The following is a 21,154-nucleotide window of genomic DNA, read 5'->3' as shown; positions in this document are numbered from 1 at the left end:
AACGGCCGCCGAACCGGCGGCCGTTTTGCTTTCCGTGACGCGCTGCCGCGTGGCCAGTGGGATGCCGGCGCCAGCCTCGGCCTGCACTATCTGCAGGAGCTGAGGCGGATCATATCCAAGGATCCACTACCGGAATGGTGCGCTAGATCGGCAAACCTGCTTTGGCGACACCTTCAACAATTCGCTCCGGATCGGACGGACTGGCGAACCAGAAGTTCGAAAGGCGTTCCCGAAGTGAATAGGCCGGGTTGATGGCAGTTAGATCGTTCCAGACTCGGCGTGCCTCCTCCACTTGACCCAGATGACCAAGCGCCGAGCACAAGTAGCCGCGCGAAATATCGGTTTCTGGGACCAGCAGGATGCGCGCCCGGAGCAGCGATGCTGCCGTTTCGTAACGTGCTCCGAAGAGGTATGCCGTTGCAAGGTGGTGCAGGTTCTGGTGAGTCAGCGCCGGGTCGAGCCGGATGGCCTCCTCAAAATAGGGGATAGCTTCCAGTGGCCGGCCGCCATGCGTGAACGCATTGCCGCGTCCCACTTGAACGAGGGTATGGTTGGGGTTGATTTCGAAGGCCTTGAGGGAGTCGGTCTCGACGCGGGTGCCGTCCTTTTCCATCAAGGCCACAATCGAGGAGATGCCGTAGCCCAGTGCAAAGTCCGGATCGATTTTGACGGCGGCATCGGCGCATCGGCGTGCTTCAGCGACCCCGGCGGTGACGTCCGGCAGCCAACGGTTCACGGCCATGGTCAAGAACGCTATTGAAAGGGCGACGTAGGGCCCGGGCAGGGTGGGATCGACGGCAAGCGCACGGCGCATGAGTTCGATGCCGGCGCGCGCCCGGTCCGGAGATGGACTCTCCGCAAACAGTATCGCTCTGCCTCTAAGGGATAGGTCCAACGCTTCGAGGTTCGCCGACTTCCCTTCGAGCTCGGCGAGAGTGGTGCGCGGAGATATCGAAAGGCGAAGCGCGTCCGCGACCTCGCGAGCAACCTCATCCTGGATCGCGAAGATGTCGGTAAGATCGCGATCGAACCGCGTCGACCAGACCTGCGAGCCATTTGCGGCGTCGGCCAGCTCTACATACATGCGCAGCCTCTGGCCGGAACGCTGCACGCTTCCGGTCAGCACGAACCGGACCTCGAGCTCGGCGCCGACTTTTCTCACGTCAATGTTCCGGTCGCGATAAGCAAAGCTCGAGTTGCGCGCGATGACCGACAGTCCCGGAACCTTGCCCAAGACACCGATGATTTCTTCCGCCAGGCCGTCGGCGAAGTAGGCTTGCTCCTGGTCTTCGCTCAGGTTGAAGAAGGGAAGTACCGCCACCGACGGCCTTTCGCTGAGCGGCGAGGCAGGACGGCCAGAGACGTCGGGTAATGCAAGGCGATATCCGATGCGGGGCACCGTAACGATGATGTCGCCGTGAGATCCCTTGCCGAGGATCTTCCTTAGCGAGGCAACCTGTACCGAAAGGTTGCTCTCCTCTACGGCTCGCCCTTCCCATGCAGCATCCATCAGCTCCGATTTGGTGAGAATGTCGCCGCGGCGCCTCAGCAGGGCTGCAAGGAGACGGGAGCCTCGAGAACCGAGCGACCATGTTTGGCCGTTACGGCGGACCGATTCCGTCGCCGGATCAAATTCCAGATCGCCGATATTCAAGCGCGGGTGCATGTCGCCGGTCGACATTGCTGGCTCACTTTTCGGAAGTATTTCGGACCCTTTTCGATACTCGATCCACGCCCTCAGGCCAATCTCCCATAATCATCGATCAATACGAGAGGAGGCCCTGATGTTTCCCTACGTTTGGCATGACTCCTTCGCCGAGCTTGCACTGCTCCGTGACCAGAGTCCGCTGCAAAGAAGGACAATAGAAGCCCAGCACGAGGCAGCCAGGGGCCCATCGACATGCTTGGTGCTGGCGATCCTCTTCAACTTGGCAACGGTTGCGCTGGTGGTGGCGCACTGGATCTTCCAACCCGCATCAATCGAGAGGAGCTCATCGGATGGACAAAGCGGATCTCAGCCACATCTACCAGTTCTGGTTCGCAGGACAGCCATGCACTGAGGCCATTGCAGGCGAGCGCGTCCGGTTCTGGATGGAACAATCCGACGAGACCGACAAGGTCATACGTCGAAGGTTCGGTCACTTGATCGCTGCAGCCGCCGGACAAACGTGGGCCCCGGAGCAACTAAGCCCTCAGGAAGCGATAGCGCTGGTCGTTCTTTTCGACCAGTTTCCACGCAATATCTACCGCGCCAGTGCCGAGGCATATGCCTACGATCCGCTCGCCCGAGATCTCGCGAGGACAATGGTTGCGGAGGGATGGGAGGCTTATGAGACGCTCGAGCAATTCACGCTGGGCCTTCCTTTCGTGCATCACGAGGACCTGGACGACCAGAACTACATCCTGGGCCTAGCCGAAGGCAGGCTGGTGGCGGCGTCCGCCGAATCTCGGCCCCTCTGGCAGCCGACCGTCGACCAAATCCGGAAGCATCGCGATATCATTGCGCGCTTCGGTCGCTTTCCACATCGCAACGATGTCCTCGGGCGCCAGTCCACGGTCGAGGAAAGGGCGTTCTTGTCGAGGTGCGGGAGAGGCTTCTGACCAGTCCGCTGTCGCCGAGCCAGGATAGCTTCCCCGGCCACTCAGGCTGCATTGGGACCCGAAGCGGGCATTTGATTAGCCGGCACGACACAGCCGCACGGCAGCGTCGACGAGGCGACAGGTTCAAGGAGAGCAAGCAGCAGCATCGAGAAGAAAATCGGCAGCTGGCCACCCTCGAAGTCATGACGCATCTCGACTCAGGGAAAGAATCTCCACCCTCCATCGAGAGTAGGCCGCCGGGCACGGGTTCCCCCTTTCGACCTCATCACTTCAAAACCAGATGCAGGATTCAAGGACGAGGGATATATTGCGTCCTTGGACTGACATTCACTAGGGGAGGTCATGACATGCAGGCAATGCCTATAGCTCATCAAGGGGTGCAACCTGCCGCGGGGTCCTTGTCCTCCTTGACCGGCTATCCGGCCGCCGTCCTGTGCTGGCTGCTTTCGGCCGGTGTCTATATCGCGGCCAAATGGGTGGCGCCTGAAATGCCTCCCTGGGGCCTCTGCTTCTGGCGGCTGGCGCTCGCTTGCGCAATCCTGCTGCCGATCGTGCACCATCATCACGACGCGATGATCGGGCTTTTGCGAACTCGCGCCGTGGAGGTCGTCGCCGTGGGAGCGATCGGCCTCACGCTGTGCCAGGGTATGATCTATCATGGCCTCAACGACACCGACGCCACCACGGCCGGCATCATCATGGCGCTGTCGCCTGTCATGACGATGGTGCTCGCCCGTTTCGTGCTTGGCGAGCCGCTCGGCCTGTGGCAGTCGCTTGGCGCGCTGGTTGCGCTTGCCGGGATGATTTTCATCGTTGCCCATGGGAACCTGACGGCGCTCCTTCAACTCAAGTTCAACGCTGGCGAGCTGTGGATCGTCGGCAGCGCGTTCTGCTGGGGCCTGTACACCGTGCTTTTGCGCCGTGCCAAATTCGGCATCGAACTCTTGCCGATGGTCGTGCTGCTGCTCGGCGCCGGTGCGCTGGTCGCCCTGCCTTTCCATCTATGGGAATTGTTCAACGACGAACGCTCCACCATGGATGTCGACAGCATTCTCGCGCTCGCCTATCTGGCAGGCCCCGGCGGCGCCTTGATGTACTATCTCTACAACAAAAGCGTGGAAACGCTTGGCGCGAGCCGGGCGAGCATGCTGCTCTATCTGCAGACGGTGTTCGTCGCCATACTCGCCTATTTGTTGCTCGGCGAGGGCTTGCACGATTACGATCTGGTCGGTGCTGCCTTCATCGTCGCCGGAATTGTGCTCGCCACCGTGCTCAAACCCAGGACGACTCAACCACGCGTCGCGTAGAAATCGTGGGCCGATCTCAAAGCGTCAATCAGCCACAATGTTAGGGACACAACGACCGCCGGGCACCGGCGGCCGTTTCTGCCTTCAATGACCGAAGGCGAGCTGCGGCGCCAGGCGATCCCGGCGCAGCCAACGCGCCAGCAGCAGCGCCGCCACCACGGCCAGACCCGACGACAGGCCGATCCAGATGCCGACGCCATGGAAGCCGAAATGGAAGGCGAGCAGTACGCCGAGCGGCAGGCCGACGCCCCAATAGCCGATCGCAGCGTAGATCATCGGCACCTTGGTGTCGTGCAGGCCGCGCAGCATGCCGGCGGCAACCGCCTGCGCGCCGTCGAAGATCTGGAACAGGGCAGCAAAGACCAGGAACGACACGGCAAGCGCAATCACCCTGGCATTGGCCGGGTTGCTCAGATCGATGAAGGCGCTGATCAGCAGATGCGGCCACAGGATCATCACCAGCCCCATCAGCGCCATGAACGAGACGCCGATGACGAAGGCGGTCCAGCCTGCGCGGGAAACGCCCTCCGGATTGCCGGCGCCATGCGCCAGGCCGACGCGCACCGTCACCGCCTGGTTGAGGCCAAGCGGCACCATGAAGCTGATCGAGGCGATCTGGATGGCGATTGCATGCGCGGCCAGCGAATCCGCGTCGATCAGGCCCATCAGCAGCGCCGCCGCGTTGAAGATGGTCACCTCGAAGGCAAGGAGGCCGGCAATCGGCAGGCCGAGCCGCAGCAGGCCCCCGAAGCGCGGCCAGTCGGCGCGCCAGAAGCGCCCGAACAGATGGTAGCGCCGGAACTTCTTCTCCAGCATCACAACGACAGCCATGCCGACGAACATCAGCGTGCTCGACAGCGAGGTGGCGAGGCCGGAACCGGCAATGCCCATCGAGTGGACGCCGAGATTGCCGAACATGAACACCCAGTTGAAGAAGACGTTGCAGGCGACGGCGACGAAGACGATGACCAGCGCCCAGCCCGGCCGCTCCAGCGCCGAGATGAACGAGCGCAGCACGATATAGCCATAGAACGGCAGCACCGCCCATTCGAGCCAGCGCAGATAGATGCCGGCCTGATGTGCGAGCACGGGGTCCTGACCCATCGCCAGCAGGATGGCCTCGCCATGCCAAAGCACCAGCCAGATCGGGATTGAGATCAAGATTGCCAGCCACAGGCCCTGGCGCACGGTGCGGCGCAGGTCACGCACCGAATGGCGGCGGCGGCCAAGCTCGGTGGCGATCATCGGCGATGTCGCTAGCATCAGCCCGAGCCCGAAGATCAGCGGCATGAAATAGAGGTTGGCGCCAAGCGCACCGCTGGCCAGCGTATCCGGTCCGAGCCGACCCATCATCATGACGTCGGTGGCCGTCATCGCGGTCTGGCCGAGATTGGTCAGCACCATCGGCCAGGCGAGCGCCAGCGTCGCCCTGATTTCCTGACGCCAAAGATTTTCCGGCGCGTGAGCGCCGGCTTCGATCGCAGACATTGTTCCGCTCTTTCCAAGTGCGGCACGTCGGGATCGAGCCGGAAGCCGCTTTTCAAACGGCAAAACCTTCGGTTTCGCGGCGTTTGCGCCAGCTTTTGGACGAAACGCGACATGAAGGCAAGAGACGAGGGGCGGGAACAGATTGAGCCAGCCGGATCGCCGGGATCAACCTGTGCCTGCCGTCGAGGTCCATTTCACATCAGGGCAATGGGCTGCTACGGATTGTCCGGACGACGAGGCGCACGACAGATCCCGGGTTTTCCAGGAGGCAGGATGCAGTTCAGGCGCAGAAAAAACACGGCTGCAATCCCGCGGACGGCGCCGTCCTTCGAACACATCGTCACCGAGGCGAGCGACAGTTTCCTGTGGCGGCTCGACGACTACCCGTGGGAGCGCAATGTCTGGAACTTTCATCCGGAGTACGAGATCCACCTGCTGCGAAAATCTTCCGGCGTGGTGCTGGTCGGCGATCACATCGGCGAGTTCGGGCCGGGCTACCTCTCCATCGTCGGCGGCGGCCTGCCGCACGATTGGGTCACCGCGGTGCAGCCGGGCGAACTGATCGAAGGCCGCGACATCGTCCTGCAATTCGATGCGCAGAGGCTGCGCGGATCGGCGGGCCTGCTGCCGGAACTGCGCGAACTGGAACCGTTCCTGGAACGGTCGCTGCGCGGAATGGTCTTTCATGGCCAGACGGCGCTGGAAGGCGCAGAACTGATGGAGCGGATGGGTGAGGTTAGCGGGCTAAGCAGGCTCTGTCTTTTCCTGCGCCTCGTCGATCTTCTCGCCAGGACCGACGAATACGAATTGTTGTCGTCACCCGATTTTTCACCGGTTCTCGATGCCGCCTCGCTGGACATCATCCAACGCACGCTGACCTACCTGTTCCAGCATTTCGCCGAAGACCTGAAACTGCCGGAAGTGGCGGAACTCGCCGGAATGACGGAGAGCACATTCTCGCGTTTCTTCCAGAAAAACACCGGCAACAGCTTCAGCGATCACCTTGCCAAGCTCAGGCTCTGGCAGGCCTGCAAGCTCTTGGCGGACACCGACATTCCGATCACCGACATCTGTTTCCAGGTCGGCTACATGAACATCTCGAACTTCAACCGGGCCTTCATGCGCAAGCATCGGATGACACCGTCGTCCTATCGCCGGCTGTCACGGCAGCGGCTGACATTGCGCGCATAAGCGCACCACAAGATCGCGGCTTCAAACCCGATCGATACTCATGTGACAGGCTCCGCAAGCGGATGCCGGTTTTTGCAGCGCACAATGCATAAAAGTACAGGTCTGCTGCAACGGGGCTTCTAGCATGGACCGCTGCAACTCCGCATTTTGGCGATGGGTGGCATGTCACTCGGGCGATGGTGAGGATCGCGCAACCCGAAGACGTCGGCTTCCTGCGAAGTGTCCCTGGAGGAGAAAAGATCATGAAACCAGTTCGGCTTGCTGCCAGCCTTGGCGCAGCTTTTATGCTTTCCACTGCCGTTTCCACCATTGCTCTGGCGCAGGCGCCGGTCTGCTCGGCGCCGGTCAAGGTACTGGCGCAGCCGCAGGACGGCCTGACGCTTCTGGAGGACTCCAAGGACGAGTTCCAGAAGCTTGCCGGCGCCAGCTTCCAGATCGACTATCTGAACGAGAATGACCGCCGGGCGAAATCGCGCGCCGATGCATCCACCGTCGGCAACTACAATGTCTACTATGTCGACGAGGCCAACGTCGCCCTGTTTGCGTCGTCGAAATGGATCGTGCCGCTCACCGATTATTATCCGGCGGACTACGACTACGCCGATTTCGACCCGGGCCGGCAGAAGGTCGCGACCTATGACGGCAAGGTCTGGTTCGCGCCGCTGACTGGCGGCGGTGACCTGATGGTCTACCGCAAGGATGTCCTGGAAGCGGCCGGACTCCAGCCACCCAAGACGCTGGACGAGCTGATCGCCGACGTGCCGAAGCTGACCAATCCGGACAAGGGCATGTACGGCATTGCCTTGCGCGGCGCCCGCGGTTCGGGCGCCAATGTCTGGCGCTGGATGCCCTTCTTCAAGGCCTATGGCGGTCAGTGGTTCGACGGCGACAAGCCGGCCTTCAATTCGGACGCCGCCGTCAAGGCGACCGAGACCTATCTGAAGCTGTTCAAGGATTCGGCACCCGGCACGCAGACCGGCAGCTGGGATGAATCGACCGGCGCCTTCCTGTCGGGCCAGGTCGCCATCCTCGTCGAATCGACGCCGCTGTCGGGCATGGCGGTCGATCCCAAGACCTCGCAGGTGGTCGGCAAGATCGGCTTCCTGCCGCCGCCGGCGCCGCTCACCGGTGGTGGTTACGGCCATGGCCTCGCCATCGCCGCGAAGGCCAATGCCGACGACGCCTCGAAGAAATGCGCCGGCCTGTTCATCGCCTGGGCAACATCGAAGGAAAACGAGAAACGCCGGCTCGATGCCCACCAGTTCGGTGAGCTGAACCGCACCAGCATCCTGTCCAGCAAGGAATTCGCCGATATCTACGGCGCCGATCTTGGCCAGGCACTGGCCGACACAGGCAAGGTCACGGCGGTCAACTTCTGGCAGGACCCGCGCTGGCCGGACCTCGGCGACCGCTGGGGCATCATCCTCGAGGAACTGGTCACTGGCACCCGCACCGACATCAAGGGTGGCCTCAACGAGCTTGAAGCCTATGCCAACGAGTTGGTGAAGAAGTAGCAACCTCCCTCTTGCGGCGCACGGCCCCATGGCATTCGAGCGAATGCCGGGACCTGTGCGTCGCAGGAAGGCCTGCCGCTTGAAGCATCTCCGCGCGAGGGTTCAGCCATGTTCAAACATTCGAGACGCAGCGAGGCCTGACCGATGGCGCGACGCTCATCCCTGCCGGTCACCTTCATCGTGCCGACGCTCGTCATTCTTTTGATCCTGTCGATGGTGCCGACGCTCTACGCGATCGTCATCGCCCTGCAGAACCGCGAACTGAGTTCCACGACCTATTCCTATGTCTGGTTGTCGAATTTCGTCGATCTGTTCTTCGACCGCCGCTTTCTCAATGCCGTCTGGGTGTCGGTGAAATGGGAGATCGTCACTGTCGTCGCGACGATGGCCGTGGCCATCGGCCTGGGCGTGCTGATGTTCGAGGTCGCGTCGCCGCGCCTGCGCAACATCTACTGCCTGCTGTTCATCATCCCGGTCCTGCTGCCGCGTGTCTCGGCGGCCTTCGTCTGGAAGTTCGCCTACCATCCGCTCTACGGCATCGCCACCTACCCCTATCGGCTGCTGACCGGCGGGTTGATCTTCGACCCGCTGTCCAAGCCGGCGACGGCGTTGTTCGCCGTCGCCTCCGTCGATGTCTGGCAGTGGGGTCTGTTCTTCGCCGTCATCGTGCTGAAGCTCCTCGAAACGCTGCCGCCGCAGCCGATCGAGGCGGCGCGGCTCGACCATGCCAAGCGCTGGCAGATCCACGCCTATGTCACCTTGCCGATGCTGAAGGCGCCGCTGGTCAGCCTGATGTTCGTCAAGATGATCGAGTCGCTGCGCTCCTTCGACCTGATCTATGTGATGACCCGCGGCGGACCGGGTGTCGCGACCGAAACGCTCGACATGTATGCGTTTTCGCAAGGCTTCATCGAGTCCGGCAAGGTGTCCTATGCCTCAGCGATGGCCGTGTTGATGATGATCGCCACCGTTATCACCTTCACCATGCTGTGGAAGCGGGTGCAGGCATGAGACCCGGCCGCCTGATCGGCAAGACCGTGCTGGCAGTTGCCGGCTTCATGGCGGTGTTCCCGCTGCTGTGGACGGCGCTCAATTCGCTGAAGAACAATGTCGACATCATCACCCGCGTGCCGCGCCTGGTGTTCACGCCGACACTTGCCAACATCAGCTACATCATCGGCCGCGAAAGCGTCATGACCGGCCTCTACAACTCGGTCATCGCCTGTGGCGTGGCGGTGCTGATCGGCGTGGTGCTCGGCCTGCCCGCCGCCTATTCGGTTGCCCGCTACCCCAACCGCTGGGCCGGCGACATCCAGTTCTTCGTGCTGTCGCTGCGCTTCCTGCCGCCGGTGGCGGTGGCGATTCCGCTGATGGTGATCTGGCTGCAGCTCGGGCTCTACGACACGCTTGCGGCACTGATCGTCACCTATTCGCTGCTCACCATCTCGGTGATCATGTGGCTGGCCATCCCCGCCTTCCAGAGCGTGCCGAAGGAGGTCGAGGAAGCCGCCTTCGTCGACGGCTACGGCGCCTATTCGGTGTTCTGGAGGATCGCATTGCCGGTCGCGGCCCGTTCGCTGATCGGGGCGGTCGCCTTCAGCTTCGTGCTGGTCTGGAACGAGTTCCTGATCGCGCTGATGCTGTCCAGCTCCAACGCCAAGACCTTGCCGATCGTCGCCTCGGAATTGTCCCAGCAAGGCATGAACGTGCCGTGGGGGATCCTGAACGCTTCGGTCGTGCTTTTGTCGCTGCCGCCGTTGCTGTTCCTCGGTGTGCTCAGCGGCTTCCTGAATTCCGTTTTTCGGCAAAAAAAGACTTGAAGCGAGGACGACACGATGCGGGCACTAGTGCTTGAGAAAAAGGGCGAGCTGGCCCTGCGCGAGATTGCGCTGCCGCTCGATGTCGGGCCGGACGATGTCAGGATCGCCATCCACACGGTCGGCGTCTGCGGCAGCGACGTGCACTATTACACCCATGGCGCCATCGGCAGCTACGTCGTGCGCGCGCCGATGGTGCTTGGCCATGAAGCTTCGGGGACGATCGTCGAGGTCGGCGCCAATGTCAGGACACTGAAGGTCGGCGACCGCGTCTGCATGGAGCCGGGCGTGCCGAACCTGTCGTCGCGGGCGACAAAACTCGGCATCTACAATGTCGATCCGGACGTGTCTTTCTGGGCGACGCCGCCGGTGCATGGCATTCTGGCGCCTCAAGCCGTCCATCCGGCCGCGTTCACCTACAGGCTGCCGGACAATGTCTCCTTCGCCGAAGGCGCGATGGTCGAACCCTTTGCCATCGGCATGCAGGCGGCTGCCCGCGCCCGCATCGTTCCGGGCGACGTGGCGGTTGTCGTCGGCTGCGGCCCGATCGGCATCATGATCGCGTTGGCTGCCCTTGCCGGCGGTTGCTCGAAGGTGCTGATTTCCGACTTTTCCGCCCCCAAGCTGGAGATCGCGGCGCGCTATCCGGGCATCGTCCCGGTCAACATCGGCGAGCAGTCACTGATCGATGCGGTTGCCGCAGCGACCGACAATTGGGGAGCCGACCTCGTGTTCGAGGCCAGCGGCAGCCCGAAGGCGTTCGCCAACCTGTTCGATGTCGTGCGCCCCGGCGGCGCGGTCGTCCTTGTCGGGCTGCCGGTGGAGCCAGTGGCACTCAACGTGCCGGCGGCCATCTCGAAGGAAGTGCGCATCGAGACGGTATTCCGCTACGCCAACATCTTCGACCGAGCCTTGCAAATGATCGCATCCGGCAAGGTGGACCTCAATCCGCTGATTACCGGCACATACCCCTTCAGCGACAGCATCGAGGCATTCGAGCGCGCGGCGGCGGCACACCCGGAAGACGTCAAGCTGCAAATCCTGATTTCCGACGAGAAGGGCTGACCATGTCCGCGATCACCTGCTCCCATGTCGAGAAATCCTATGGCGCCACCTCCGTCATTCGAGACCTCAACCTGAGCATCGAGGAACACGAGTTTGTCGTGTTCCTCGGTCCTTCCGGCTGCGGCAAGTCGACCTTGCTGCGCATGCTGGCCGGGCTGGAGGACATCAGCGGCGGTGAGGTCTCGATCGGCGGCAAGGTGGTCAACGACCTCGACCCGGGCGACCGCGGCATCGCCATGGTGTTCCAGAACTACGCGCTCTATCCGCACATGACGATCTTCGACAACATCGCTTTCGGCCTGAAGCGCCAGAAGGTGCCGAAGGCCGAGATACAACAGCGCGTCGAAGCGGTGTCGAAGACGCTGGGCCTCGATCCCTATCTCGGCCGCAAGCCGGCCGAACTGTCCGGCGGCCAGCAGCAGCGCGTGGCGATTGCGCGCGCCATGATCAAGACGCCGAAGGTCTTCCTGTTCGACGAGCCGCTGTCCAATCTCGATGCCAAGCTGCGCAACCATATGCGTGTTGAGATCGCCCGGCTGCATCAGTCGTTGAAGACGACCACCGTCTACGTCACCCACGACCAGTTGGAGGCGATGACGCTCGCCGACCGGATCGTGCTGCTGCGCGACGGCAAGATCGAGCAGATCGGCTCACCAGCGGAAATCTACGAGCGGCCAGGCAATCTCTTTGTCGCCGGATTCATTGGAACGCCGAACATGAACTTCCTCGACGTGGCCGTCGGGCGGAACGAAAACCGCTGGACGCTGACAAGTGCCGGGGCGGTCTTTTCCATCGAAGGGTCCCGCTTCGATCTGCGGGGCGCCGAGCGCGCGGTGCTGGGAATCCGCCCTCCAGATTTGAAGACCGCGGGTCCTGATGCCGGCCAGGGCCTGCTGGAGGGCAGAGCCGATCTGATCGAGTTTCATGGCAACGATGCGCTGGTGATCTTCGGTTCGGGCGGCAAGGAAATCAGCGCGCTGGTTCCCACCCGCGAATGTCCTGCCGTCAACAGCCATGTCCGCTACAGGGTCGACGAAACGAGCATTCATTTGTTCGATGCCAAATCCGGCGTGTCTCTGCTGAGACACGCCAAATCCGGCGTGTCTCTGCTGAGACAATAGGCCTGCCCTACCGGATCGCGTCCAGCATCTGCCGCTGTCGGTGCATCTCGAGGAAAACCCGGTAATCGCGGTCGAAACGGCCCGCCGATTTCGGGTTCGAGGCGCGCGTCCTGCCGCCTTGCTGCATGGCAAGACAGGCGGCATTGAGGTCGGGGAAAAGCCCGGCGGCTGTGGCTGCGACCATGCCGGTGCCGAGCAGTACCGCCTCGTCGGCCAGCGGCTCGATCACCGTGCAGCCGGTGGCGTCGGCATAGAGCTCCATCAACAGCGGGTTCTTGGTGTGGCCGCCGGTGACGTGCAGCGTGTCGATGAGATAGCCATTCTCGTTCAGCGCCTCCAGCACATGGCGTACGCCGAGCGCGATGCCGACGGCGGTGCGCCAGTAGAGCTTGCACAGGCTGTCGAAGGAGGAATCCAGCGTCAGCCCGCTGACCACGCCGACGGCATGCGGATCGGCAAGCGGCGAGCGGTTGCCGTGGAAGTCAGGCAGCACATGCAGTCTTGCGGCAAGGCTCTCACCTTCGGTGGTGCGCAGTTCGGCGACACGCTTGGCGATCCTGGCATGCATGGCGGCATCCGGCTCGCCGCCGGCGCCGTGCCAGCGGATGATGTGGTCGAGCAGCGCGCCGGTGGCGGATTGACCACCTTCCGACAGCCACAGCTTCGGCAGTGCGGCGCCGTAATAGGGACCCCAGACGCCGGCGAAGGGCTGTGGATCGGGCGACATCGCCATGACGCAGCTCGACGTGCCGGCGATCAGCGCCAGGTGCCGGCCGATGTCCTGTTCGTTGCCGGCAAAACCGCCAAGCACGCCAAGCGCGCCTGCATAGGCATCGATGACGCCGGCGCCGACCCGGCATTTTTCGCTCAGGCCAAGCTCTGCCGCCGCTTGCGCCGTGAGCGGGCCAATATCGGTGCCGACCGGGCTGGCTCTCTCCGGCAGGTTGCCATGCTCGAAAAGATCGTCGAGGCCGACGAGCTCGAAGAAGTCGCGTCGCCAACCAGTCTCCTCATGCGCTAGATAGGTCCATTTGGCGGTCAGCGTGCATTGCGAACGGGCCAGCGAGCCAGTCGCCTGCCAGGTCAGGAAATCGGTGAGGTCGAATAGATAGCCGGCGTCATTCCAGGTTTCCGGCAGGTTCCGTTTCAGCCACATCAGCTTTGGCGTCGCCATTTCCGGTGACATGACGCCGCCGACATAGTCGAGCACCGCGTGGCCGCTTGCCGTGCATTCGTCGGCCTCGGCAATGGCGCGGTGGTCGAGCCAGACGACGGTGTCCCAGCGCCTGTCGCCTGACACAGAGACGCTGATCTGGCCGCCTTGCCGGTCGCGCACCACCAGCGAGCAGGTGGCGTCGAAGGAGATGCCGACGACATCCTCGGCGGCGACGCCGGCTTTTTCCCGCGCGGCACGCACGGCGGTGCAGACAGCCGACCAGATATCGCGCGAATCATGCTCGGCGTGATCGGGCTTCGGCTGGTTCATGGCGATCGGCCGTTCGGCGCGGCCGAGCAAGGTGCCCGTGGTGTCGAGAATGCCCGCACGAGCGCTCCCGGTGCCGACATCGACCGCGCAAACGAACTGTTTCGTCAAGATGCTCTTACTCTCGCTCCCAGGCCTGCAATCAGATTGGGCAATTGCAGCATGTCAGCGAATATAAAGTCCGGTTCACTCGACGCAAGCCGCGCTTTCAAGGTCGGGTTGCCGGCATGCGAGCCACCGGTGAAGGCAAAGACGCGCATACCCGCCGCTCGCGCAGCAGTGATGCCGGCCGGGCTATCCTCGACGACGAGGCATTTGCGCGGATGGGCCCGCATGCTGGCGGCGGCATGGAGGAACAGGTCCGGCGCGGGCTTTCCCATTTTCACCATGGCGGCACTGAACAGATGCGGCTCCATCAGCCCAAGCAATCCGGTGACGTCGAGCGCGTAGCGGATGCGGTCGAGCGTGCCCGAGGACGCGACACAGAACGGCAGCCCGAGCCTCGGCAGCATCTCCTTGACGCCGGGGATCGGCTTCAGCTCCTCGCGGAATTTGCGCATCAGCTCGACGCGCATGTCGGTCAGCTGGCTGTCGGTGATATCAAGCCCGAAGTCGCGGCCGAGGATCTCGCGCACGCTTTTCATGCTCTTGCCGAGGAAATGCTCGTAGGCGGTGTCCTCGCTGACGCCGCCACCGGCAAGCCTGATCATGCCAAGCAGCGCCGAGACGGAAAGCGCTTCGCTGTCGACCAGCACGCCGTCGCAGTCGAAGATGACCAGTTCCGGCGTCATGGCGTCGAATGGGTCTCAGAGCTTGCCGGCGAGGTAGCGCGTCAGCGTGGCGCGCGTGCCGTTCGTCCACAGCACGTTGAGCGCATGGGCAAAGGCCTCGACAAACGCCGTGGCGCGGCCGACATCCCCGTAGATGTCCTCCATGGCAAGCCAGGCGGCGGGCGCGTCCTTTGCCGCTCTTGCCGTCGCCTGCAGCCGGTCCCAGCTCGGGTCGTTGGGCTCAATGACAGCGTCGCTGTCGGTCGTGCCGAAGCAGTAGCGGCACCAAAGGGCCGATTCCAGCGCCAGGCCGGCGACGCCCTTTCCGGCCTTCAGCCGGTCGGCGATGGTCGGGATGATGAATTTCGGCTGGCGGTTGGAGCCGTCGAGGCAGAGCCGGCGCACCGTGTCGCCGATCTTGGGATTGGAGAAGCGGCTCTCGATGAGCTGGTAATATTCCTCCAGAACCGTGTCCGGCACCGGCGGCACGGTCGGAATGATCTCGTCGTGCTCGAGTTTCGCCAGAAAACCGGCAACCAAGGGTTCCTGCATCGCCTCATGGACGAAATGGATGTCCATGAGACCGGCCGGATAAGCGATGGTGGCATGGCCGCCGTTGAGGATGCGGATCTTCATCAGCTCATAGGGCGCAACGTCTTTGACGAACTGCACGCCGACCTTTTCCAGCGGCGGGCGGCCGCCGGTGAAATGGTCTTCCAGCACCCATTGCCGGAACGGTTCGCAAAACACCGGCCAGTTGTCCTCCAACCCGAAATCGCTGGCCAGAATGCCGCGTTCGCGATCCGTGGTCGCTGGGGTGATGCGATCGACCATGCCGTTGGGAAAAGCGACATGCTCGCCGACCCAGTTTGCCAGATCCTCGTCGATCAGCCGGGCAAGGCCGATGACGCCGTCTGAGGTGACATGGCCATTGTGAGGAATGTTGTCGCAGGACATGACGGTGAACGGCACGGTGCCCTCGTCACGGCGGCGGACCAACCCGGCGAGAATGATGCCGAACACCGTCTTCGGCGTGGCGCTCGGCTGCGCGTCGGCGACGATGTCGGGATGGGTCGGATTGAAGACGCCGGAGGCCGGGTCGATGAAGTAGCCGCCTTCGGTGATGGTCAGCGAAACGATCTTGATGGCCGGATCGGCAAGCCGTTCGATGATGCCGGCCGCATCGCCCGGCATCAGGAAGTCGATCATCGCGCCGGTGACGCGGGCGCTCATATGGCCGCTGTCCTGTTCGACGACAGTGGTCAGCCAGTCCTGCTCTTCCAGCTTGCCGCGGCCGATCTTCTCGCCTTCGAACACGCCGGCACCGACCAGCGCCCAGTCATGGCCGATGCCCGAATTGAACAGGTCGTCGAGATAGACGGCCTGGTGCGAGCGGTGGAAATTGCCGACGCCGAAATGCACGATGCCGGGTTTGAGTACCGCGCGGTCATATTTCGGACCGGCGACCTTGGCGGGCAGCTTGGAGAGGTTTGAAGACGAGAGTTTCACGGTCATCTGTTTTACCCTTTGGCCGGGCTTCGGCCTTCGTTACTTCCCCTCTCCCCGTAACGGGGAGGGCAAGGGGCGGCACATCTTCCGAGGTCGATGCGGCCTCTGATGTCGGCCTCTTCTCCCCGCGGAGGGACGAGGAGAAGAGGCCGTTCCCCGCCTCAACTCATCCACTGGCCGCCATCGACATTGTAGGTCTGGGCGACGATGTATTCGGCCTCACTGCTGGCCAGGAACACGGCCATGCCGGCGAGGTCTTCCAGCTTGCCCATGCGACCGTAGGGCACGCCTTCGCCGACCAGTCTCTTCTTCTCGCCCTTCGGTCGGTTCTCGTATTTGGCGAACAGCGCATCGACCTGATCCCACATGTCGCTGTCGACGACGCCGGGTGCGATGGCGTTGACGTTGATGCGATGCTTGATCAGGTCGAGCCCCGCCGACTGGGTCAGCGAGATGACGGCTGCCTTGGTGGCGCAATAGACGCCGACCAGCGCCTCGCCGCGCCGTCCGGCCTGGCTCGCCATGTTGATGATCCTGCCGCCCTTGCCCCGCGCGATCATCGAGCGGGCGGCCGCCTGCAGCATGAACAGCGTGCCGGCGACATTGACGGCAAACAGTTTGTCGTAGCTTGCCCGGGTGATCTCGACGATCGGTGCCAGATCGAACAGGGCAGCATTGTTGATCAGAATGTCGAGCCCGCCAGTCCTGGTCTCCACCGCCTTTACCGCTGCGTCGATCGATGCCTGATCCGAGATATCGAGTTTCACGGCATAGGCCTTGCCGCCGATCTGGGCGGCTGTCTTTTCGGCAGCCTCAAGGTCGATATCGGCAATCGCCACCGTGGCGCCTTCGCCGGCATAGGCTTCGGCGAAGGCCCTGCCGATGCCACGGGCCGAACCCGTGATCAGCGCGGATTTGCCGGCCAGGCGCATGCTCACATTGCCTTCCCGTCGGCGCCGAAGCGATGCAGCTTGGCCTTGTCGGGCGTCAGGTAGATGGTGTCGCCGTGACGGACGGCGAGTTCGCCGTCGGCGCGCACGGTCAGCGGACCGACGCCATCGGCCTGGACATGCAGGAAAGTGTCGGAGCCGAGATGCTCGGCAACGCCGACGATGGCTTTCCATTCGCCCGCCGTGGTCGAAATCTCCATATGCTCGGGACGGATGCCGATGGTCTTGGCGCTGTATTTGGCAGCCGGTGCGCCTTCGATCAGGTTCATCTTCGGCGAGCCGATGAAGCCGGCGACGAACAGGTTCTTCGGCGTCTTGTAGAGCTCCATTGGCGAGCCGACCTGTTCGATGTTGCCGGCGTTCAGCACGACGATCTTGTCGGCCATGGTCATGGCTTCGACCTGGTCGTGGGTGACGTAGACCATCGTCGTCTTGAGCTGATGATGCAGCTCGCTGATCTCCAGCCGCATCGTGCCGCGCAGTGCGGCATCGAGGTTGGACAGCGGTTCGTCGAACAGGAAGGCCGAGGGCTGGCGCACGATGGCGCGGCCGATGGCGACGCGCTGGCGCTGGCCGCCGGAGAGCTGGCCGGGCTTGCGTTCAAGATAGTTGGTGAGATTAAGGATGCGCGCGGCGTCCTTCACCTTCCTGTCGATGGTCGCCTGATCCTCGCCCGCCATCTTCAGCGGGAACGCGATGTTCTTTCCCACCGTCATGTGCGGGTAAAGCGCGTAGGACTGGAACACCATGGCCAGCTTGCGCTTGGCCGGCGCCTCACCGGTGACGTCGCGGCCATCGATGTTGATGGTGCCGCCGCTGGTGTCCTCCAGCCCGGCGATCAGCCGCAGCAGCGTTGACTTGCCGCAACCCGACGGGCCGACGAAGACGACGAACTCGCCATTTTCGATCACCAGGTCGAGGCCGGGGATGATGGACGTCGATCCAAAGGATTTGGAGACGTTCTTGAGCGTGATGTTTCCCATGGTTTCCTCCCCGAGGGGTTACTTCTGCCGATTGCTTCAGGCAATTTCCGTTACTTCACCGCACCAAATGTCAGGCCGCGCACCAGCTGCTTCTGGCTGAACCAGCCCATGATCAGGATCGGCGCGATGGCCAGTGTCGAGGCAGCCGAAAGCTTGGCCCAGAACAGGCCTTGCGGGCTGGAGAAGGAACTGATGAAGGCGGTCAGGGGTGCTGCTTCGGTGGTGGTCAGCCGGATCGTCCAGAACGCTTCGTTCCAGGCCAGGATGATGTTCAAGAGCATGGTCGAGGCGATGCCCGGCACCGCCATCGGCGTCAGCACATAGACGATCTCGTTCCACAGCGATGCGCCGTCCATGCGTGCAGCTTCCAGGATCTCGCCCGGGATTTCGCGGAAGTAGGTGTAGAGCATCCACACCACGATCGGCAGGTTGATCAGCATCAGCATGACCATCAGGCCGATGCGGCTGTCGAGCAGCCCGAGGTTGCGGAAGATCAGGTAGATCGGGAACAGCACGGCAACCGCCGGCATCATCTTGGTGGAGAGCATCCACATCAGGATGTCCTTGGTCCGCTTGGTTGGCGAGAACGCCATCGACCATGCCGCCGGTATGGCAACCAGCAGTGCCAGGATGGTCGAACCGACCGACAGGAACACCGAGTTCAGGAAGAACTTGAAGTAGCCGCTCTGCGCCTGAACCTCGGTGTAACTCTCAAACGTCCCCGACGGGATCAGGTTGAAGCCCTGGATGGCTTCCTGCTCCGACTTGAACGAGGTGATGATCGTATAGAGGATCGGGAAGAAGATCAGCAGCGCGACGATCCAGGCGGCAACGGTCGCGATTGTCTTGTGCTGGGTGGTGACTGAGCGTGCCATCGTATCCTCCCTTACTTGTCCAGGTTCTTGCCGACGGCGCGCATGGCGAAGAAGGCAACGATGTTGGCGAGAATGACAGCGATGATGCCGCCGGCGGATGCCTGGCCGATTTTGAACTCCAGCAAGGCCTTCTGGTAGACGAGGAAGGGCAGGTTGGTGGAGGCGTATCCAGGGCCACCATTTGTGGTGACGAGGATCTCGGCATAGACCGACAAAAGGAAGATCGTCTGGATCAGGATGACGACGGTGATGGCGCGCGACATGTGCGGCAGCGTCAGATAGATGAAGCGGCTGATGAAGCCGGCGCCGTCCATCTCGGCGGCCTCCTTCTGCTCACCATCGAGCGACTGCAGTGCCGTCAGCAGGATCAGCGTCGCGAAAGGCAGCCATTGCCAGGCGACGATGATGATGATCGCCAGCATCGGATGCTGCCCGAACCAGTCGATCGGCTGGGCGCCGAAGAAGCGCGCGATGTCGGCAAAGACCCCGTATTGCGGGTGCATGATCATGTTCTTCCAGACCAATGCGGCCACCGGTGGCATGACGAAGAACGGCGAGATGACGAGGATGCGGACGATGCCTTGTCCCCACATCGGCTGATCGATCAGCAGCGCCAGCAGGATGCCGCCGATCACCGTGATCAGAAGCACACTGACCACAAGGGTGAGGGTGTTGAGGATCGATTGCAGGAAGGCCGGGTTGGAATAGAACAGCGCGTAGTTCGAGAAGCCGACGAACCCGTCGCGGATAGGATTGAGCGGGTTGTACTGCTGGAAGGAGAACCACAGCGTGAGCGCCAGTGGAATAACCATCCAGACCAGCAGCAGGACGACAGATGGCGCCATCATGAAACGGGCAAGCGAACGGGTCTGCTGAGTAGCCATGACGGTCACCCTTCAATGGTCAGACTGAATTTTCAGAGGCGTTAAAGGCGGCCGCCCGAACTGGGACTCGGGCGGCCGTTGCCGGTCAAGGAGGCGACCGGCATTCGGCACCGGGAGGAGCCTACTTGATATACCCGCCTTCGGTCATTGTCGCGGTGGCAGCGTCCTGGGCCTGCTTCAAGGCATCGTCAACGCTCGACTGGCCGGCAAGCGCCGCCGAGAAGAGCTGGCCGACAGTGGTGCCAAGACCCTGGAACTCAGGGATGGCGACGAACTGGACGCCGACATAGGGCACCGGCTTGACGGTCGGATGCGTCGGGTCGGCGGCATTGATCGAGTCCAGCGTCATCTTGGCGAACGGAGCCGCCTTCTGGTACTCGGCATTGGCGTAGAGCGAGGTGCGCGTGCCCGGAGGAGCGCTGGCCCAGCCTTCTTTCGAAGCGACCAGTTCAGCGTAGTGCTTGCTGGTTGCCCAGGACACGAACTTCTGAGCCGCATCCGCCTTCTGCGTGCCGGCCGGAATGGCCAGCGACCATGCCCACAGCCAGTTGCCGCGCTTGCCGAGACCGTTGTCAGGCGCCAGCGCATAGGCAACCTTGTCGGCGACCTTCGAGCTCTTCGGGTCGGAGACCATGGATGCGGCGACCGTGGCATCGATCCACATGCCGCACTTGCCCTGCTGGAACAGCGCCAGGTTTTCGTTGAAGCCGTTGGACGATGCACCCTCGGGGCCGTCGGCCTTCATCAGGTCGACATAGAACTGCAGCGTGTTCTTCCATTCGGGCTGGTCGAACTGCGGCTTCCAGTTCTCATCGAACCAGCGGGCGCCGAAGGAGTTCGACATGGCGGTCAGGAAGGCCATGTTCTCGCCCCAGCCGGCCTTGCCGCGCAGGCAGACGCCGTTCACGCCATTGGCGCGGTCGGTCATCTTGTCGGCGGCCTGCTTGATGAAGTCCCAGGTCGGCGCGTCGGGCATCTTCAGCCCGGCCTTGTCCATCAGGTCCTTGCGGTACATGACGAAGGAGCTCTCGCCGTAGAAGGGCGCGGCATAGAGCTTGCCGTCGACCGAAAGACCACCGGCAATGGCCGGCAGGATGTCCTTGGCGTCGTAGTCGTCGCCGAGCTTGTCGAGCGGCAGAAGCCAGCTCTGCTTGGCCCAGATCGGAACTTCATAGGTGCCGATGGTCATCACGTCATACTGGCCGCCCTTGGTGGCGATGTCGGTGGTGACGCGCTCGCGCAGCACGTTTTCCTCGAGCGTGACCCAGTTGAGCGTGATGTCGGGGTTTGCCTTGGTGAAGTCTTCCGTCAGCGTCTGCATGCGGACCATATCGGCATTGTTGACGGTGGCGATGGTGATGGATTCGGCATGTGCGGCGAACGCGATTGCGCTGGTCGAGCACAAGCCCAGGATGAGCGTGCGAAGTTTCATCAAATTCCTCCCATAAACCAAGATGAGCATTTGCCTTGGCTATGAGCAATTACTCACTTGGCGTTAATTATGTCAAGCCGGATTCGATGCTGCAGCGCAGCACATCGGTGATGGCGACGGACAATGGGTGCGTGGAAATTGCCAAGACAATTTCGCCGGCCGCC

General features: G+C 62.6%; 18 protein-coding genes and 1 pseudogene. 9 read left to right on the top strand and 10 right to left on the bottom strand.

What is annotated here, in order from left to right:
* Positions 1–36 precede the first annotated feature (36 nt).
* Positions 37–114, top strand: a pseudogene (locus ACFSOZ_RS32535) (amino acid ABC transporter permease); the annotation flags it as partial.
* 28 nt (positions 115–142) lie between these two features.
* On the opposite strand, the gene ACFSOZ_RS32530 reads toward ACFSOZ_RS32535, so the two are convergent.
* Positions 143–1,681, bottom strand: a complete 1,539-nt coding sequence (locus tag ACFSOZ_RS32530; protein WP_379104960.1) for a winged helix-turn-helix domain-containing tetratricopeptide repeat protein — start codon at positions 1,679–1,681, stop codon at positions 143–145.
* Positions 1,682–1,998: 317 nt separating this feature from the next.
* On the opposite strand from ACFSOZ_RS32530, the gene ACFSOZ_RS32525 reads away from it, so the two are divergent.
* Complete coding sequence (locus ACFSOZ_RS32525; protein ID WP_379104958.1) at positions 1,999–2,601, top strand: DUF924 family protein; 603 nt, start codon at positions 1,999–2,001, stop codon at positions 2,599–2,601.
* A gap of 347 nt (positions 2,602–2,948) precedes the next feature.
* Positions 2,949–3,908, top strand: coding sequence for a DMT family transporter (locus tag ACFSOZ_RS32520; RefSeq protein WP_379104956.1), 960 nt, complete (start codon positions 2,949–2,951; stop codon positions 3,906–3,908).
* Between the two features lie 84 nt (positions 3,909–3,992).
* On the opposite strand, the gene ACFSOZ_RS32515 is transcribed toward ACFSOZ_RS32520, so the two are convergent.
* Positions 3,993–5,396, bottom strand: coding sequence for an MATE family efflux transporter (locus ACFSOZ_RS32515; protein WP_379104954.1), 1,404 nt, complete (start codon positions 5,394–5,396; stop codon positions 3,993–3,995).
* 273 nt (positions 5,397–5,669) lie between these two features.
* Here ACFSOZ_RS32515 and ACFSOZ_RS32510 point away from each other — a divergent pair, with 273 nt between their 5' ends.
* The 6 genes from ACFSOZ_RS32510 to ACFSOZ_RS32485 all read left to right on the top strand — a co-directional run bounded on the left by ACFSOZ_RS32510 (position 5,670) and on the right by ACFSOZ_RS32485 (position 12,104).
* Positions 5,670–6,587, top strand: a complete 918-nt coding sequence (locus ACFSOZ_RS32510) for an AraC family transcriptional regulator (protein WP_379104952.1) — start codon at positions 5,670–5,672, stop codon at positions 6,585–6,587.
* A gap of 242 nt (positions 6,588–6,829) precedes the next feature.
* Positions 6,830–8,101 carry an ABC transporter substrate-binding protein gene (locus ACFSOZ_RS32505; protein WP_379104950.1) on the top strand — a complete coding sequence of 424 codons (1,272 nt, stop codon included), beginning with the start codon at positions 6,830–6,832 and terminating at the stop codon, positions 8,099–8,101.
* Positions 8,102–8,245: 144 nt separating this feature from the next.
* Positions 8,246–9,112 (top strand): carbohydrate ABC transporter permease, encoded by an 867-nt coding sequence (locus ACFSOZ_RS32500; protein ID WP_379104948.1) that lies wholly within the window; start codon positions 8,246–8,248, stop codon positions 9,110–9,112.
* Positions 9,109–9,921, top strand: a complete 813-nt coding sequence (locus ACFSOZ_RS32495; protein WP_379104946.1) for a carbohydrate ABC transporter permease — start codon at positions 9,109–9,111, stop codon at positions 9,919–9,921. The genes ACFSOZ_RS32500 and ACFSOZ_RS32495 overlap by 4 nt, the downstream gene beginning before the upstream one ends.
* 15 nt (positions 9,922–9,936) lie before the next feature.
* Positions 9,937–10,983, top strand: coding sequence for an NAD(P)-dependent alcohol dehydrogenase (locus tag ACFSOZ_RS32490; RefSeq protein ID WP_379104944.1), 1,047 nt, complete (start codon positions 9,937–9,939; stop codon positions 10,981–10,983).
* Positions 10,984–10,985: 2 nt separating this feature from the next.
* The gene (locus ACFSOZ_RS32485) at positions 10,986–12,104 is read left to right on the top strand and encodes an ABC transporter ATP-binding protein (RefSeq protein WP_379104942.1); all 1,119 of its coding nucleotides are present in this window, start codon (positions 10,986–10,988) and stop codon (positions 12,102–12,104) included.
* 7 nt (positions 12,105–12,111) lie between these two features.
* Here ACFSOZ_RS32485 and ACFSOZ_RS32480 read toward each other — a convergent pair whose 3' ends face one another.
* From ACFSOZ_RS32480 to ACFSOZ_RS32445, 8 genes are all read right to left on the bottom strand, one after another.
* The gene (locus ACFSOZ_RS32480) at positions 12,112–13,698 is read right to left on the bottom strand and encodes an FGGY-family carbohydrate kinase (RefSeq protein ID WP_379104940.1); all 1,587 of its coding nucleotides are present in this window, start codon (positions 13,696–13,698) and stop codon (positions 12,112–12,114) included.
* Positions 13,695–14,378 carry an HAD family hydrolase gene (locus ACFSOZ_RS32475; protein WP_379104938.1) on the bottom strand — a complete coding sequence of 228 codons (684 nt, stop codon included), beginning with the start codon at positions 14,376–14,378 and terminating at the stop codon, positions 13,695–13,697. The genes ACFSOZ_RS32480 and ACFSOZ_RS32475 overlap by 4 nt, the downstream gene beginning before the upstream one ends.
* A gap of 15 nt (positions 14,379–14,393) precedes the next feature.
* Entirely contained in the window at positions 14,394–15,872 is a 1,479-nt protein-coding gene (locus tag ACFSOZ_RS32470) for a mannitol dehydrogenase family protein (protein WP_379104936.1), read from the bottom strand.
* A 155-nt stretch (positions 15,873–16,027) separates the two neighbouring features.
* Positions 16,028–16,798: an L-iditol 2-dehydrogenase gene (locus ACFSOZ_RS32465; protein ID WP_379105197.1), complete on the bottom strand. Its 771-nt coding sequence runs from the start codon at positions 16,796–16,798 to the stop codon at positions 16,028–16,030.
* Positions 16,799–16,800: 2 nt separating this feature from the next.
* Positions 16,801–17,799, bottom strand: a complete 999-nt coding sequence (locus tag ACFSOZ_RS32460; RefSeq protein WP_379104934.1) for an ABC transporter ATP-binding protein — start codon at positions 17,797–17,799, stop codon at positions 16,801–16,803.
* Positions 17,800–17,849: 50 nt separating this feature from the next.
* Positions 17,850–18,674 (bottom strand): carbohydrate ABC transporter permease, encoded by an 825-nt coding sequence (locus ACFSOZ_RS32455; RefSeq protein ID WP_379104932.1) that lies wholly within the window; start codon positions 18,672–18,674, stop codon positions 17,850–17,852.
* Positions 18,675–18,685: 11 nt separating this feature from the next.
* Complete coding sequence (locus ACFSOZ_RS32450; RefSeq protein WP_379104930.1) at positions 18,686–19,558, bottom strand: carbohydrate ABC transporter permease; 873 nt, start codon at positions 19,556–19,558, stop codon at positions 18,686–18,688.
* Between the two features lie 121 nt (positions 19,559–19,679).
* Positions 19,680–20,990, bottom strand: a complete 1,311-nt coding sequence (locus tag ACFSOZ_RS32445; RefSeq protein ID WP_379104928.1) for an ABC transporter substrate-binding protein — start codon at positions 20,988–20,990, stop codon at positions 19,680–19,682.
* Positions 20,991–21,154 lie beyond the last annotated feature (164 nt).

The sequence above is a fragment of the Mesorhizobium newzealandense genome (assembly GCF_042682145.1).
GTDB lineage: Bacteria > Pseudomonadota > Alphaproteobacteria > Rhizobiales > Rhizobiaceae > Mesorhizobium > Mesorhizobium newzealandense.
This window is presented reverse-complemented; position numbering and strand designations above follow the sequence as displayed.